Annotated in this window: 13 protein-coding genes; 5 read left to right on the forward strand and 8 right to left on the reverse strand. The window is 70.0% G+C overall.

Translation table 11 applies throughout. From position 1 onward, the window contains the following. Nucleotides 1-28: 28 nt before the first annotated feature. A complete protein-coding gene (locus GFK26_RS33190) occupies nucleotides 29-2545 on the reverse strand; it encodes an ABC transporter permease (protein WP_153285707.1) in 2517 nt (838 codons plus the stop codon). Nucleotides 2546-2888: 343 nt separating this feature from the next. After that, nucleotides 2889-3968 carry a selenide, water dikinase SelD gene (gene selD / locus GFK26_RS33195; protein WP_153285708.1) on the reverse strand — a complete coding sequence of 360 codons (1080 nt, stop codon included), beginning with the start codon at nucleotides 3966-3968 and terminating at the stop codon, nucleotides 2889-2891. A 115-nt stretch (nucleotides 3969-4083) separates the two neighbouring features. On the opposite strand from selD, the gene GFK26_RS33200 reads away from it, so the two are divergent. The 5 genes from GFK26_RS33200 (at nucleotide 4084) to mnmH (ending at nucleotide 8666) form a co-directional block, all read left to right on the forward strand. Then, nucleotides 4084-4947, forward strand: coding sequence for a putative selenate ABC transporter substrate-binding protein (locus GFK26_RS33200; protein ID WP_099792163.1), 864 nt, complete (start codon nucleotides 4084-4086; stop codon nucleotides 4945-4947). Between the two features lie 142 nt (nucleotides 4948-5089). Next, on the forward strand, nucleotides 5090-5914 hold the full coding sequence (locus tag GFK26_RS33205; RefSeq protein ID WP_153285709.1) for a phosphonate ABC transporter ATP-binding protein: 825 nt from the start codon (nucleotides 5090-5092) through the stop codon (nucleotides 5912-5914). Continuing rightward, nucleotides 5911-6753 (forward strand): PhnE/PtxC family ABC transporter permease, encoded by an 843-nt coding sequence (locus tag GFK26_RS33210; RefSeq protein WP_416222529.1) that lies wholly within the window; start codon nucleotides 5911-5913, stop codon nucleotides 6751-6753. Before GFK26_RS33205 ends, GFK26_RS33210 begins: the two co-directional genes overlap by 4 nt. Beyond that, on the forward strand, nucleotides 6750-7547 hold the full coding sequence (gene phnE / locus GFK26_RS33215; RefSeq protein WP_153285710.1) for a phosphonate ABC transporter, permease protein PhnE: 798 nt from the start codon (nucleotides 6750-6752) through the stop codon (nucleotides 7545-7547). The genes GFK26_RS33210 and phnE overlap by 4 nt, the downstream gene beginning before the upstream one ends. Nucleotides 7548-7586: 39 nt before the next feature. Continuing rightward, the gene (gene mnmH, locus GFK26_RS33220; RefSeq protein ID WP_153285711.1) at nucleotides 7587-8666 is read left to right on the forward strand and encodes a tRNA 2-selenouridine(34) synthase MnmH; all 1080 of its coding nucleotides are present in this window, start codon (nucleotides 7587-7589) and stop codon (nucleotides 8664-8666) included. Here mnmH and fdhD read toward each other — a convergent pair. The 6 genes from fdhD to modB form a co-directional block, all read right to left on the reverse strand. Then, complete coding sequence (gene fdhD / locus GFK26_RS33225) at nucleotides 8591-9508, reverse strand: formate dehydrogenase accessory sulfurtransferase FdhD (RefSeq protein ID WP_228121846.1); 918 nt, start codon at nucleotides 9506-9508, stop codon at nucleotides 8591-8593. The genes mnmH and fdhD overlap by 76 nt on opposite strands. A 19-nt stretch (nucleotides 9509-9527) precedes the next feature. Next, the gene (locus tag GFK26_RS33230) at nucleotides 9528-9818 is read right to left on the reverse strand and encodes a hypothetical protein (protein ID WP_153285713.1); all 291 of its coding nucleotides are present in this window, start codon (nucleotides 9816-9818) and stop codon (nucleotides 9528-9530) included. Then, nucleotides 9815-12244 (reverse strand): FdhF/YdeP family oxidoreductase, encoded by a 2430-nt coding sequence (locus tag GFK26_RS33235; protein ID WP_153285714.1) that lies wholly within the window; start codon nucleotides 12242-12244, stop codon nucleotides 9815-9817. The genes GFK26_RS33230 and GFK26_RS33235 overlap by 4 nt, the downstream gene beginning before the upstream one ends. Nucleotides 12245-12336: 92 nt before the next feature. Further along, nucleotides 12337-13128, reverse strand: coding sequence for an ABC transporter ATP-binding protein (locus GFK26_RS33240; RefSeq protein WP_153285715.1), 792 nt, complete (start codon nucleotides 13126-13128; stop codon nucleotides 12337-12339). Next, nucleotides 13125-13874, reverse strand: a complete 750-nt coding sequence (gene modA / locus GFK26_RS33245) for a molybdate ABC transporter substrate-binding protein (protein ID WP_153285716.1) — start codon at nucleotides 13872-13874, stop codon at nucleotides 13125-13127. The genes GFK26_RS33240 and modA overlap by 4 nt, the downstream gene beginning before the upstream one ends. A gap of 28 nt (nucleotides 13875-13902) precedes the next feature. Further along, nucleotides 13903-14589 carry a molybdate ABC transporter permease subunit gene (gene modB, locus GFK26_RS33250; RefSeq protein ID WP_153285717.1) on the reverse strand — a complete coding sequence of 229 codons (687 nt, stop codon included), beginning with the start codon at nucleotides 14587-14589 and terminating at the stop codon, nucleotides 13903-13905. Between the last annotated feature and the right edge of the window lie 156 nt (nucleotides 14590-14745).

Below are 14745 nucleotides of genomic sequence, written 5' to 3' on the forward strand. Positions count from 1 at the left end.
AACTGTACGAGCCTGTCGCGGTGCGGCCCTACTCGGCCGCGCGGCGCAGCGTGTCGACCACCGGCCGGCGCAGCACATCGCGCAAGCCCCACCACCCCGCCGCCAGCGCAAGCACCGCACCGGCCAGCGCGCCCGCGACCGGCACGAGCGGCGACGCGGTCCAGGTGAACTCGAACACGTAGCGCGCCAGCCCCCAGCCGATCACCGAAGCGACGATGCTCGCGAGAAAGCCCGCCAGCAGGCCGACGCCGATCAGCTCGGCGCGCTGCACCTGCCGCAGCAGGCTGGCGCGCGCGCCCACGGCGCGCATCACGGCGAATTCGCGCGCACGCTCTTCACGCGTGGCCGTGACGGCCGCGAACAGCACCACCAGCCCGGCCGCGAGCGTGAAGCCGAACAGGAACTCGACCGCGCGGATCACCTGGTCGAGCACGCGCTGCACCTGGTTGATGGTGGCACTCATGTCGACGTTGGTCACGTTGGGGAAGCTGCGCACCAGCGCGTTGTCGAAGCCGCGCGTCTCGGGCGCGCGGAAGGCGCCCATGTAGGTCACGGGCACATCGGCCAGCGAGGCCACGGTGTACATCACGAAGAAGTTGGCGTGCAGCGAGCCCCAGTCGACCTTGCGCAGCGAGGTGATGCGCGCATCGTTCTGCATGCCGCCGATGTCGAAGCGCAGGGTGTCGCCGAGCTTCAGGCCCAGCGTCTCGGCCAGGCCTTCTTCCACGCTCACCTCGTTCTTCGCCTCGGGCGTCCAGGTGCCGGCGGTGACGGCGTTGTGCGCGGGCGCGGCGGTGCTGTTGCTCAGGTTGAACTCACGGTCCACGAGGCGCTTGGCGCGGTCCTCGGTGTAGTCGTCGGGCGTCACGGGCTTGTCGTTGATCGCAACCAGCCGGCCGCGGATCATCGGGTACCAGTCGAACTTGGCGACGCCCGCGTCGCGCAGCGTCTTCTGGAACGCGTCGCTCTGCTCGGGCATCACGTTGATGACGAAGCGGTTGGGCGCATCGGGCGGCGTGGCCTTGCGCCAGCTCGCGACGAGGTCGGTGCGCAGCAGCACGAGCAGCACCAGCGCCAGCAGGCCCACGGCGAGCGCGCTGACCTGCACCACGGCGTACGCCGGCCGCGCCGAGATCTGCCGCGTGGCCAGCACCAGCCAGCGCGGCGCAGTCGTTTCGTTGACGCTGCGGCGCAGCACCTTCACCGCCAGCCAACTCAGGAGCGCGAACACGGCCACGGCACCGGCAAAGCCGCCGACCGCGATGAGGCCCAGCTTGATGTCGCTGCTGGCCGCCATCAGCAGCGCCGCAAAGCCCGCCACGCCGATGCCCAACACGGCGAGCGATGCAGGCTTGAGCCCGCCCACGTCGCGGCGGATCACGCGCAGCGGCGGCACGCGCGCCAGCTGCAGCACCGGCGGCAGGCCGAAGGCGAACAGCAGCGTGAGCCCCATGCCCAGGCCGAAGGCCACGGGCCACAGCGTGGCAGCGGGCAAGGCGGTTTCGACCAGCCCGGCCAGCAGCAGCACGAACACATAGTGGACGGCGAAGCCGATGGCCACGCCGATGGCGCTGGCCACGGTGCCGATCATGGCGAACTCGAAGGCATAGGCCGCGGCGATGGTGCGCTGGCTCTGGCCGAGCACACGCAGCATCGCGCAGTCGTCGAGGTGGCTGGCCGCGAAGCCACGCGCAGCGAGCGCCACGGCCACGGCCGACAGCAGCGCCGCGAGCAGCGCGACGAGGCTCAGGAATTTCTCGGCGCGGTCGAGCGTCTGGCGCATCTCGGGCCGGCCGCCCTCGAAGGAGTCGAGCCGCACGCCGCGCAGTTCGCCCTTCTTGATGGTCGCCTCGGCCCAGTCGCTGAAGCGCTTCACGGCGGCATCGTCGCCCGCCACGGCGTAGCGGTAGCCCACGCGGCTGGCCGGCTGCACGAGGCCGGTGCGTGCCACGTCGGCCTGGTTGAGCATCACGCGCGGAGAAAAACTCATGAAGCCCGCGCCCCGGTCGGGCTCGAGCGTGATCACGCGGCCCACGCGCAGCCCGGTGTCGCCCAGCAGCAGCGTGTCGCCGACCTTCAGGCCCAGCGAGTCGAGCAGCGAGGCATCGACCCACACTTCGCCCGAGGCCGGCACGTCGCGCGTCACCGTGCCCGCGCCTTCGGCCGTGGTGGCCGTCTGCAGGTTGCCGCGCAGCGGATAGCCCGGCGTCACGGCCTTCAGGGCCACGAGCTTGCTGGCGCCGCCCTGCGCCTCTTCGGCCCGCGCCATGGTGGGAAAGCCGAAGGTGCCGGTGCCCGCAAGGCCGAGCGATTGGGCCTGCGTGATGAATGCTTCGGGCGTCGGGTTGTCGCTCACGATCACCGCGTCGCCGCCCAGCAGCTGGCGCGCGTCGCGCTGCAATCCGCCCTGCAGCCGGTCGGCAAAGAAGCCGACCGCCGTGAGCGCGGCCACGGCCAGCACCACGGCCACGATCAAGAGGCGCAGCTCGCCGGCGCGCAGGTCGCGCCAGAGCGTGCGCCAGCCAAGGCGAAGGGAAGCATTCATAGGCGCGAACGATAGCCGACGCCTACCGGCACTGGCGGACTCAAGGGTTATTTGTGCCGCGCTGGAACTCTGCCCTTGTCTTGCTCCTTCCCCTCCCGGGGGAAGGTTGGGATGGGGGCACGCGGCGCTCGCACGAGGGCTGTGCCTCATCGAATGCCGCTGGCCCCCACCCCTGCCCTCCCCAGAGGGGAGGGAAATACAGGGCGCCCCGGACCCTTGTCTTGCTCCTTCCTCCCGGGAAGGTTGGGATGGGGCACGCGGCGCTCGCACGAGGGCCGTGCCGGATCGAACGCCGCTTGCCCCACCCCTGCCCTCCCCAGCGGGGAGGGAGAAACACGGGGCCCTACGGCAGCACGACGAGGCCCGGCGCGCCGGCCTCGACGCGCCCGATCACCGCCGCCTGCCCGAAGCCCTCCTTCCGGAAGATCTCCAGCACCGCCTCGGCCACTTCAGGCGCGCAACTCACAAGCAAGCCCCCCGACGTCTGCGGATCGGTCATCAGCGCCTGCGCCGTCGCCGGCAAGCCTTCGTGCAACTGCACGTCGCCGCCGTAGCCCGCCCAGTTGCGCCCCGACGCCCCCGTGACCAGCCCACCGGCCGCCATCGCGATCACGTTGTCGAGCAGCGGCACGCGCGACCATTCGACCACTGCGGTGAGCCCCGCGCCGCGTGCGAGTTCGAGCGTGTGGCCGGCCAGGCCGAAGCCGGTGACGTCGGTCAGCGCATGCACGCCGTCGAGCGCCGACAGCGCGATGCCGGGCGTGTTGAGCTTGGTCGTGTTCTCGATCAGCTGGCGGTAGCCGGCCTCGGACAGCTGCTGTTTCTTGAGCGCCGCCGACAACACGCCCACGCCCAGCGGCTTGCCGAGCACCAGCACGTCGCCCGCCCGCGCGTCGGCGTTGCGCCGCACACGCTTCGGGTGCACCAGCCCCATCGCGACCAGCCCGTAGATCGGCTCGACCGAATCGATGGTGTGGCCGCCCGCAATGGGAATGCCGGCCGCGCGGCACACGTCCTGCCCGCCGCGCACGATCTCGGCGATGACCTCCACCGGCAGTTCGTTGATCGGCATGGCGACCAGCGCCAGCGCCATGATCGGGCGCCCGCCCATCGCGTAGACGTCGCTGATCGCGTTGGTCGCGGCGATGCGGCCGAACTCGTAGGGGTCGTCCACGATGGGCATGAAGAAGTCGGTGGTGGCGATCAGCGCCTGCTCGTCGTTGAGCCGGTAGACTGCCGCGTCGTCGGCGGTCTCGATGCCGACCATGAGTTCGGGCGGAATCAGCCCGCCCCCATGGTGGCGCAGGATCTGCGACAGCACGCCCGGCGCGATCTTGCAGCCGCAGCCGCCCCCATGCGAGAAGCTGGTGAGCCGCAGCGGCGCCAACGGATTCAGGAGCTTGGAAGGTGCGGCTTCGATCATGGCGGCGGGTCGGTCGAATGGAACAAGCCGCAATTATCGAAGCCCGCGCCACCGTCTGCCTGCGCACCCGAACACACCCTTTTCTTTCTTCTCCACTGAACGCTTCACCCACACCATGCAAACGAAACAAACCGTGTCCCGGCTGGCGATTGCCCTCGCCCTGTCCCTCACCGCCGTGGGCGCCTTCGCCCAGGGCGTGCTGCGCGTGTCGGCCATTCCCGACGAGGCGCCCACCGAGCTGCAGCGCAAGTTCACGCCGCTGGGCGACTACCTGAAGAAGGAAACCGGCATGGACGTGCAGTTCACGCCCGTGACCGACTACGCCGCCGTGGTCGAAGGCCTGGCGACGAACAAGATCGACATGGCCTGGCTCGGCGGCTTCACCTTCGTGCAGGCGCGCATCCGCACCAACGGCGGCGCGGTGCCGATCGTGCAGCGCGCGGAAGACGAGGTGTTCACCAGCAAGTTCATCGTGCCGATCGACAGCCCCGCCAAGACCCTGGCCGACCTGAAGGGCAAGACCTTCGCCTTCGGCGCGCCCTCGTCCACCTCGGGCAGCCTGATGCCGCGCTACTTCCTGCTGCAGGCCGGCATCAACCCCGAGAAGGACTTCAAGACCGTCGCGTTCTCGGGCGCGCACGACGCCACCGTGGCCTTCGTGGCCGCCTCGCGCGCCGAAGCGGGTGTGCTCAACGCCTCGGTGTGGGACAAGCTGGTCGAGTCGAAGAACCCCAACGCCGCCAAGGTGCGCGTGCTCGCGACCACGCCGACCTACTACGACTACAACTGGACCGTGCGCCCGGGCATGGACGCGGCGCTGCAGAAGAAGCTGACGGATGCGTTCCTGAAGCTCGACCCGGCCAACCCGGCGCACAAGGAGATCATGGCGCTGCAGCGTGCGAGCAAGTTCATCCCGACGAAGTCGTCGAACTACGACGGCATCGAGACGGCGGGCAAGTCGGCGGGACTGATCAAGTGACTTTGAGCGTGGGGGCTTCACCCTCACCCCAACCCTCTCCCGCCAGCGGGAGAGGGGGCCCACAGCCGGGCCCCGCTTTGCTCCCTCTCCCGCTGGCGGGAGAGGGCTGGGGTGAGGGAACGGCGCAAGAAAGACCTGCAGCGTGAGCTTCTCCCTCGAGGCCATCAGCGTCGTCCACCCCAACGGCCAGCGCGCGCTGGCCGGCGTGACGCTGGCCGCGAACAACGGCGAGCGCATCGCCGTCATCGGGCCCTCGGGCGCGGGCAAGACCACGCTGCTGCGTGTGCTGGGCGCGGCGCTGCGGCCCGGCGAGGGCGAGGTGCAGGCGCTGGGCCAGCACCCGTGGCGGCTGCCGGCCCGCGCGCTCAAGCAGCTGCGCGCGCGCATTGGCACCGTGCACCAGGCGCCGCCGATCGCGCCGCGCCTGCGCGTGGTCACGGCCGTGCTCGCGGGCCGGCTCGGCCAGTGGTCGGTGCCACGCGCGCTGGGCTCGCTTTTCTATCCGTCCGACATCGCGGGCGCGCACGAGGCGCTGGCCCGGCTCGCGCTCGAAGACCGGCTGTTCGACCGCTGCGACCGCCTCTCGGGCGGTCAGCTGCAGCGCGTGGGCATCGCGCGCGTGCTGTACCAGCGCCCCGCGCTGCTGCTGGCGGACGAGCCGGTGTCGGCGCTCGACCCCACGCTGTCGCATGCGGCCGTGGGCCAGCTGGTCGCGCAGAGTGAATCGACCGGCGCCACGCTGGTCGCGTCGCTGCATGCGGTCGACCTGGCGCTGCGCTGGTTTCCGCGCATCGTGGGCATGCGCGACGGGCAGGTCGCCTTCGACCTGCCGGCCGCCGAAGTGACGCCGGCGCTGCTCGAGGCGCTCTATGCGAGCGAAGGCGGCGTGGCGACGCAGGGGCCGCTGCCGCTTGCGCAGCCGGTCGGCACCGCCGAGCCGGCCTTCCATCGGCCGGACTGCCCGTGACGGCCACGACCACGTTGTCGTCTCCCGCCCTGCGCGATCCGCAGGCAGGCCGCCGGCTGGCCGGCTGGCTCGCGGCGCTGGTCATCGCGTGGCCGATGCTGGCGCTCTCCGAATTCAAGCCGTGGGCGCTGTTCGGCAGCGGGCAGCTCGCCGTCATCGGCGGCTTTCTCGCGGGCTTCTTTCCGCCCGACGGCTCGCCGGCTTTTCTCGCACTGCTCGCCAAGGCCACGCTCGAGACGCTCGCCATGGCCACGGCCGGCACGGCCATGGCGCTGCTGATCGGCGCGCCGCTGGGCTTCGTGACCACGCGGGCGCTCTCCATCTCTCGCATCGGACCCGGCCCCGGCCGGCTGCAGGCCGGCATCGTCCGCCAGGCGGCGCGCTGGCTGCTGATGGTGCTGCGCGCCATTCCCGAAATCGTGTGGGCGCTGCTGTTCGTGCGCGCGCTCGGGCTCGGACCCGCGGCCGGCGTGCTGGCGCTGGCCATCACCTACGGCGGCATGCTGGGCAAGGTCTACGCCGAGATCCTCGAATCGACCGACACGCGCCCCGCGCGCGCCCTGCTCGAAAGCGGCAGCGGCCGGCTCGCGGCGCTGTGCTATGGCCTGCTGCCGCACACGGCGCAGGAGCTGGCCTCGTACACCGTGTACCGCTGGGAATGCGCGGTGCGCGCCTCGGTGGTGATGGGTTTCGTGGGCGCGGGTGGCCTCGGGCAGCTGATGGACCAGTCGATGAAGATGCTCAACGGCGGCGAGGCCAGCAGCATCCTGCTCGTGTTTCTCGCGCTCGTGCTGCTGGCCGACATGCTGAGCAACGCATTGCGAAAGCTGCTGGCATGACGACGCTGCCACCACGCCCCCCTCTGTGCCTGCGCTGCTGGCTCGCCGTGGCGCTGATCGCCGCCGCGGTGGTCGCGAGTTTTGTCTACCTGGGCATCGACTACGGCGCGCTGGGCTCGGCCGAATCGCTCCGGCTGATGGCCAAGTTCATCGCCGAGTTCTTCCCACCCGACGTGTCCTCCGAGTTTCTCGCCAAGGTCGGCCACGGCGCGCTGCAGACGCTGGCCGTGTCGGCGCTGGGCACCGTGCTGGCCGCCGTGGCGGGCGCCGTGCTCGCGCTGCCGGCCTCGGGCCGCACCGGCGGGCCGCTGCGTCATGGCGCGCGCTTCGTGCTCAACTTTTTGCGCAGCGTGCCCGAACTGGTGTGGGCCGCGCTCATGGTGCTGGCCGCCGGCATCGGCCCCTTCGCGGGCGCGCTGGCATTGGCGCTGCACACCACGGGCGTGCTCGGCCGCCTCTTTGCCGAGGCACTGGAGAACGCACCACGCGAGCCCGAGCAGGCGCTGACGCTCTCGGGCGCCGGCCCGGTCGCCGCCTTCAGCTACGCCAGCCTGCCGATCGTGCTGCCGCAGTGGGTGGCCTACACGCTCTACCGCTGGGAAATGAACATCCGCATGGCGGCCGTGCTGGGCTTCGTCGGCGGCGGCGGGCTGGGGCAGCTGCTGTACTTTCACCTGTCGATCTTCCAGCAGCAGCAGGCGATGACGGTGCTGATCGCGATGTTCGTGCTGGTCACCTTTGTCGACTTGGCGAGCGCTCGCTTGCGCAAGGGCCTTGGCCCCGCCTACGCCTGAGACCTGCGGCGACAATCGGGGCATGAGGTCCCTACTGCCATGAGTCATCGCCAGCCCGTGCGGATCGGCGACCGCCACGCCTTCGACACGCTGATCGACGCCCGCTCGCCGGCCGAGTTCGCGCTCGACCACATCCCCGACGCCATCAACTGCCCGGTGCTCAACGACGAGGAGCGCCACATCGTCGGCACGGTCTACGTGCAGACCGGCGCCTTCGAGGCGCGCCGCATCGGCGGCGCGATGGTCGCGGCCAACATCGCGACGCATCTGCGCGACACGTTGGCCGACCGGCCCGAGAAGTGGAAGCCGCTGGTCTATTGCTGGCGCGGCGGCATGCGCAGCGGCTCGATGGTCACGTGGCTGCGGCTCGTGGGCTGGGACGCGCAGCAACTCGCCGGCGGCTACAAGAGCTTTCGCCGCCATGTGATCTCGCAGATCGATGCGCTGACGCCGCAGCTCGACCTGCGCGTGGTCTGCGGCGCCACCGGCAGCGCCAAGACGCGCGTGCTGCACGCGCTGGCCGAACGCGGCGCGCAGGTGCTCGACCTCGAAGACTTCGCCAACCACAAGGGCTCGCTGCTCGGCGCGCTGCCGGGCGTGGCGCAGCCTTCGCAAAAACACTTCGAGACGCGCATCGCGACCGTGCTCGAAGCCATCGACCTTTCGCGTCCGCTGTATGTCGAGGGCGAGAGCGTGCGCATCGGGCGGCTGTCGCTGCCGCTGTCACTCGTCGCGCAGATGCGCGCCGCGCCGTGCATCGAGGTGGCGGCCACGCCCGATGCGCGGCTGGCCTACCTGCTGCGCGACTACGCCTACCTGGGCGACGACCGCGCGGCGCTCGCCGAAAAGATGGGCGTGCTGAAGGAAATGCAGGGCAAGGAAACGGTGACGCGCTGGCAGCAGTGGGCACACGACGCCGACCTGCCGCACCTGTTCGCCGAACTCATGTCGCTGCACTACGACCCGCACTACGAGAAGTCGCAGGAAACGCACTTTCGCGCGTGGGCGAAGCGCCAAAGCGTGGCGGCGTCCGACCTGTCGGATCAGGGCATCGAGGCTGTGGCCGACGCGGTGCTGGCGCTCGGCGATCCACCCGTCGCACCGAGCCCGTCGGCGTAAAGCACACCGCGCGGCGCGCGGCACAGCCCCCAGAAACGCAGGCCGCTGAGCTCGGCCATGCGCACGCCCATCGCGGTCGGCGCCGAGATGGTCGCCATCGCCGCAATGCCCAGGCGCGCGCACTTGCGCACCAGCTCGTGGCTACCGCGGCTGGACATCAGCACGAAGCCAGGTTCATCGAGCCGATTCGCACGCGCGAGCTTGCCGAGCAGCTTGTCGAGCGCGTTGTGGCGGCCGACGTCTTCCATCAGGTCGGTCAGTTCGCCGTCGACCGTGGCCCAGGCCGCCGCATGGATCGCGCCGGCTTCGGCATTGAGCACCTGGCGCGGCGACATGGCGGCGAAGGCGCGCAGCACGGTGGCGAGGTCGATGCGTTCGATCCAGTCGCGCGGCGGCACGCGCTGCGGCGACAGGTCGAGCCCCGCGAAACTTTCGACGCCGCACACGCCGCAGCCGGTGCGGCCCGCGAGGCTGCGGCGCCGGTCCTTCAGGCGTTCGAAGCTGCGCGTGGCAATGTCGAGCTGCACCTCGATGCCGGGCATGCCTTCGGGCAGGCCGGCGTCGGAGGCATCGACCACCTGCACGTCGATGCCGCGGCAATCGGCGGCGCTGTCGAGGATGCCTTCGCTCAGCGCAAAGCCCAGCGCGAAGGCCTCGAGGTCTTGCGGCGTGGCCATCATCACCGCGTGCGAGACGCCGTTGAACACCAGCGCCACCGGCACCTCGGCGGCGAGCGTGTCGTCGCGCACCACGCCCTCGGGCGCGAGGCCGCGCTCGCCGAAGACATGCACGGCATGCCGCGCGAGCGGCGGCAGGGAGTCGGGTTCGGGGGTGTTTGTCATGGCCGCGGCCATTGTCGGCTCAGCTACGGTTTTCGTCAGCCGGCAGACTGTCGACCATCGCGCGCCCCGCGTCGGTGAGGTGCGCGACCCAGCGGTCGTCCAACTGCATCACGCGCACCCAACCAGGCCCGCGCACGCCGCCCAGCGCGGCATCGCCCATCAGCGTGAGCTGGCGCATGACCACGCTCGCGCCCTGCCCCAGCCGCTTGCCCAGGCGCGGCAGCGACATGCCGCCCTCGCCCGGTGCTTCGGCGAGCGTACGCAGGATCGCGATGGAAAAAGCGTCGGCGTCGAACCCCGAATCGCTCATGCCGCCACGGCGTCGACTTCCACCACGACCGGCGCCACATGCAGCGACAGCACCACGGGAATCGACTTGGACGTCGGCGTGCCCGCGTTCTCGGCCACCGACGACAGCGGCACCAGCGGGTTCGTCTCGGGGTAGTAGGCCGCGAGGTTGCCACGCGGGATGTCGTAGGCCACCAGCTTGAAGCGATCCGCACGGCGCTGAATGACGGCCCCCTCACTCGGCACTTCGTGTCCTCGCTGCCCCCCAAGGGGGGCCTCGCTTGCTTGGGGCGGCCCGGCGCGGCGCTCGGGCCCGTCGCTCCACACGGTCTGGATGTCGACCCAGTCGCCGTCCTTCATGCCAAGCTGGCGAATGTCGTCGGCGTGGATGAACACCACGCGGCGCTGGCCGAACACGCCGCGGTAGCGGTCGTCCATGCCGTAGATGGTGGTGTTGTACTGGTCGTGCGAGCGCGTGGTGAGCAGCGTGAACACCAGCGTGTCGCGCTGCGACGCAAAGCGCGCGCGGGCCCGGTGCGCGTGCGTGTCCAGCGGCACGGCGTGCGTGAAGAACACGGCCTTCTGCGACGCGGTGGCCCACACGCGCTCGCTCGCCGTGTTGCGCAGGCGAAAGCCGCCGGGGTGCGCCACGCGCGCGTTGAAGTCCTTGAAGTCGTCGAACACGGCTTCGATCTTGTCGCGGATGCGCGCGTAGTCTTCCACCAGCCAGAGCCACGGCGTCTTGCTGCGCGCGCCGATGGTCGCCGCGGCCAGGCGCGCCACGATGGCCGGCTCCGACAGCAGGTGCTCCGACGCGGGCGGGTTGATGCCCATCGAGAGGTGCACCATGCTCATCGAGTCTTCGACCGTCACGCCCTGCGGGCCGTTCGCCTGCATGTCGATCTCGGTGCGGCCCAGGCACGGCAGGATGAGCGCCTCGCGCCCGTGCACGATGTGGCTGCGGTTGAGCTTGGTGGTCACGTGCACCGTGAGGTCGCACTGCTGCAGCCCCTTCCAGGTCTGGTAGGTGTCGGGCGTGGCCGCCGCGAAGTTGCCGCCCAGCGCAAAGAACACCTTGCCCTTGCCGTCGAGCATGAGCTGGATCGCCTCGACCGTGTCCACGCCGTTCTCGCGCGGCGGCTCGAAGCCGAACACCTGCTGCAGCCGGTCGAGCAGCGCGGCCGGCGGCTTCTCCCAGATGCCCATGGTGCGGTCGCCCTGCACGTTGCTGTGGCCGCGCACCGGGCAGGCGCCCGCGCCTTCGCGCCCCATGTGGCCGCACAGCATGAGCCAGTTGCCGATCATCTGGATCGTGGCCACCGAATGGCGGTGCTGCGTGATGCCCATGCCCCAGCAGGCGATGACGCGCTTGGCGCCCAGGTACACGTCGGCCGCCGCGCGGATCTGCGCTTCGCTCAGGCCCGACTCCTGCACCAGCAGCGGCCACGATTCGGCGCGCAGGTCGTCGGCCATCGCGTCGAAGCCCAGCGTGTGGGTGGCGATGAAGTCATGGTCGAGCACCGAGGGCTCGCCGCGCGCCACCGCCGCGTCTTCGCGCTCGATGACGTGCTTCATCATTCCTTTCACGGCCGCGAAGTCGCCGCCCACGCGCAGCTGGAAGTAATGCGTGCTGATCGGCGTGGAGCCCAGCGTGGCCATCTCGAGCTTGTCCTGCGGATCGGCAAAGCGCTCCAGCCCGCGCTCGCGCAGCGGGTTGAAGCTCACGATGCGCGCGCCGCGCTTGGAGGCCGCGCGCAGCTCGCCGAGCATGCGCGGGTGGTTGGTGCCCGGGTTCTGGCCGAAGATGAAGATCGCGTCGGCCTTCTCGAAGTCTTCGAGCGTGACCGTGCCCTTGCCCACACCGATCTGCGGGCGCATGCCGCTGCCGCTGGGCTCGTGGCACATGTTCGAGCAATCGGGAAAGTTGTTGGTGCCGTACTCGCGCACGAACAGCTGGTACAGAAAAGCCGCCTCGTTGCTCGCGCGGCCCGAGGTATAGAAGATCGCCTGGTTCGGATCGGGCAACGCGTTCAGGTGGCGCGCGATCAATGCGAAGGCGTCGTCCCAGTCGATAGGCACGTACTTGTCGCTCGCCGCGTCATAGGCCATGGGGTGCGTGAGCCGGCCCTGGTCTTCGAGCCAGAAATCGCTCTGCTGCGCCAGCTCGGCCACCGTGTGCTTCGCAAACAGCGCCGGGCCCGCACGGCGCGCGGTGGCCTCGGCGGCCACGGCCTTCACGCCGTTCTCGCAGAACTCGAAGGTCGAGGCGTGGTTGCGGTCGGGCCAGGCGCAGCCCGGGCAGTCGAAACCATCGGGCTGGTTGGCCGAGAGCAGCGTCTTCGCGCCCTTGACCGGAATGTCCTGCCGCAGCAATGCATTCGTCACGCTGCGCAACGCGCCCCAGCCACCGGCCGGGCCCTTGTAGAACTCGATCTTCTGCTCGCTCATGGCGGCAGTGTTGGTGTGCGGGGGCGCGGCGTCAAATTGAATCGGGACATGCGGCGATTCAAAATGGAAATGAAGGGGAAGAAAAAAGGCGCTCAGGCCTCGCGCGCGCCACCCATCAGCAAACCCCGCAGCTTGCTGCGCAGCGGCGTCTCCTCGACCTCCTGCACACCCGCAATCTCGCGCAGCGCGAAGTCGCGGCTCTCGGCGTTGTGCAGGTCGATCTCCCGCACCACCTGGCCGTCCTTGTAGACGAAGGCCACATCGGCCAGGGCGAGCACGTCCTCGATGTCGTGCGTGATCATCAACACCGGAATTCCCCACTGCTTGCGCACCTGGGCCAGTTCGTTGCGCAATTCGCTGCGCAGCATGGGGTTGAGGGCCGCAAAGGGCTCGTCGAGCAGCAGCACCTGCGGTTCGCAGGCCAGCGCGCGCGCCAGCGCCACGCGCTGCTGCTGCCCACCCGACAGCTTTTGCGGACGGCTGTCGGCCAGCGCGGCGAGGCCGAAGCTGTCGAGCAGCGCCTGCACGCGCTCGGCGTCGCGCGGCGGCAGCGTGCGGCGGTGCCACGCCGTGAGCCCGAAGGCCACGTTCTCGCGCACGGTGAGGTGCGGGAACAGCGCGTAGTTCTGGAACAGGTAGCCGATGCGGCGCGCCGGCGCGGGCACGTCGATGCGCTGGGCCGCGTCGTACAGCGTGCGGCCATCGAGCCGCACGTGGCCCGCCGATGGATGCAGCAGGCCGGCGATGGCCTGCAGGGTCAGCGACTTGCCGGCCCCCGAGGGGCCATAGAGCGCGGCAAATGGAACGTCGGTCTGGAAGCGCACGGCGAGGTCGAAGCGCCGGGCCCCGTCCTTCACCGTGAGCTGCAGATCGACGTCGATCATGGCTTGCCGAATCCGTAGCGCGTGAGCACTTCCTGGGCGGCGGGCGTCGACAGGAACGCAATGAAATCGCCGGCCAGCGCCTTCTGCCGGCTCTCGGCCACCACGGCGATCGGGTACGTCACGGGCGTGTGGCCCGTGGGCGTGAAGGCGACCTTGACCTTGTCGCCGGCCACGGCCGCGTCGGTGCGGTACACAAACCCGGCCTCGACCTCGCCGCGGCTCACGTAGTCGAGCACCTGGCGCACGCTGTCGGCCCGCACGAACTTGGGTTCGAGCACGGTCCAGAGCTTGGCGTTGTCCAGCACCTGTCGGGTGTAGCGGCCGACCGGCACGGTGGCGGTCTTGCCGACGGCGATCCGCTTCACGCGGGCGCCGCTCAGCTCTTGCAGCGACTTCAGGCCGACGGCGCCCTGCGCGGGCTCGACCAGCACGAGGCTGTTGGTGACGAAGTCCTTGCGGGTGGCGGTGTCGATGAGCTTCTGGTCGGCGCCGCGATTCATCGTCTCCTGGTCGGCGCTGGCGAACACGTCGACCGGCGCGCCCTGCGCGATCTGCTGCAGCAGAACGCCCGACGCGGCGAAGTTGAAGCGCACGGTGCGGCCCGCCTTGGCGGCTTCGAACTTGGGACCGATCTCCTTGAACGCGTCGGTCAGGCTTGCGGCGGCGGACACGGTGATCTGCTGCGCGGCGGCCGCGAGCGGCAGCGCAAGGGCGAGGGCAACAGTCAAGAGGCGCAACGGACGCATGGACACAGTCTCCAGGAAAAAGTGGAAATCAACGAAGCGAAAAGAAGCGGTTCGACACGACCAGCACCGCGATCGACAGCACTGACGTGACGACCACCAGCAGCAGCGCCAGGTCGTCGTGCCCGGACTGCACGGCGTCGTAGATGGCCATCGACAGGGTCTGGGTCTGCTTGGGAATCGAGCCAGCCACCATCAGCGAGGCGCCGAACTCGCCCATGGCGCGCGCGAACGCGAGCAGCGTGCCGGCCAGGATGCCGGGCCAGGCCAGCGGCAGCGTGACGCGCAAAAACACCGAGAACGGCGACTGGCGCAAGGTGCTGGCGGCGGCTTCGAGCGAGCGGTCGACGTTCGAGAACGCCGCGCTCGCCGACTTGAGCACCAGCGGCAGCGCGACCACGGCCGAGGCCACCACGGCGCCGTGCCAGCTGAAGATGATGGTGTAGTCGAAGTGCTCGCGCAGCCACGCGCCGAGCGGGCTGCGGCGCCCCGCCGCCACCAGGATGGCGTAGCCGATCACCGTCGGCGGCAGCACCAGCGGCAGCATGAACACGGCCTCGAGCACGCCCGATCCGACGAACTGCTTGCGCGCGAACACCCAGCCCAGCGCCACGCCCACGACCAGCGCCAACAAGGTCGCGACCGCCGCGACCTGCAGCGACAGGACCAGCGGAGACCAGTCGGTGGTGGCGATGAGCGAAGCGGTCGTCGTGTTCATTTGGATACGGCGCGATTGTTACACGCACCGCCATTTTTTCGCTTGCAGAGATGCGTGAAAGCGCCCGTCTTCATATCCTGGCGAATACAGCGAATTCTGGACGCCGGCGGCTTTCATCCCGTCGAGCATCGCGCCGCGCGACGAGAGCCAGTCGTT

Origin of the sequence: Variovorax paradoxus (genome assembly GCF_009498455.1) — a bacterium.
Classification (GTDB): domain Bacteria; phylum Pseudomonadota; class Gammaproteobacteria; order Burkholderiales; family Burkholderiaceae_C; genus Variovorax; species Variovorax paradoxus_H.

Excerpts from the sequence above, each read along its gene's own strand:
- mnmH (WP_153285711.1), top strand. The coding sequence starts at position 7,587 with ATGAGTCATCGCCAGCCCGTGCGGATCGGCGACCGCCACGCCTTCGAC.
- modB (WP_153285717.1), bottom strand. The coding sequence starts at position 14,589 with ATGAACACGACGACCGCTTCGCTCATCGCCACCACCGACTGGTCTCCG.
- fdhD (WP_228121846.1), bottom strand. The coding sequence starts at position 9,508 with ATGACAAACACCCCCGAACCCGACTCCCTGCCGCCGCTCGCGCGGCAT.
- GFK26_RS33230 (WP_153285713.1), bottom strand. The coding sequence starts at position 9,818 with ATGAGCGATTCGGGGTTCGACGCCGACGCTTTTTCCATCGCGATCCTG.
- GFK26_RS33235 (WP_153285714.1), bottom strand. The coding sequence starts at position 12,244 with ATGAGCGAGCAGAAGATCGAGTTCTACAAGGGCCCGGCCGGTGGCTGG.
- GFK26_RS33240 (WP_153285715.1), bottom strand. The coding sequence starts at position 13,128 with ATGATCGACGTCGATCTGCAGCTCACGGTGAAGGACGGGGCCCGGCGC.
- modA (WP_153285716.1), bottom strand. The coding sequence starts at position 13,874 with ATGCGTCCGTTGCGCCTCTTGACTGTTGCCCTCGCCCTTGCGCTGCCG.
- GFK26_RS33190 (WP_153285707.1), bottom strand. The coding sequence starts at position 2,545 with ATGAATGCTTCCCTTCGCCTTGGCTGGCGCACGCTCTGGCGCGACCTG.
- phnE (WP_153285710.1), top strand. The coding sequence starts at position 6,750 with ATGACGACGCTGCCACCACGCCCCCCTCTGTGCCTGCGCTGCTGGCTC.
- GFK26_RS33200 (WP_099792163.1), top strand. The coding sequence starts at position 4,084 with ATGCAAACGAAACAAACCGTGTCCCGGCTGGCGATTGCCCTCGCCCTG.
- selD (WP_153285708.1), bottom strand. The coding sequence starts at position 3,968 with ATGATCGAAGCCGCACCTTCCAAGCTCCTGAATCCGTTGGCGCCGCTG.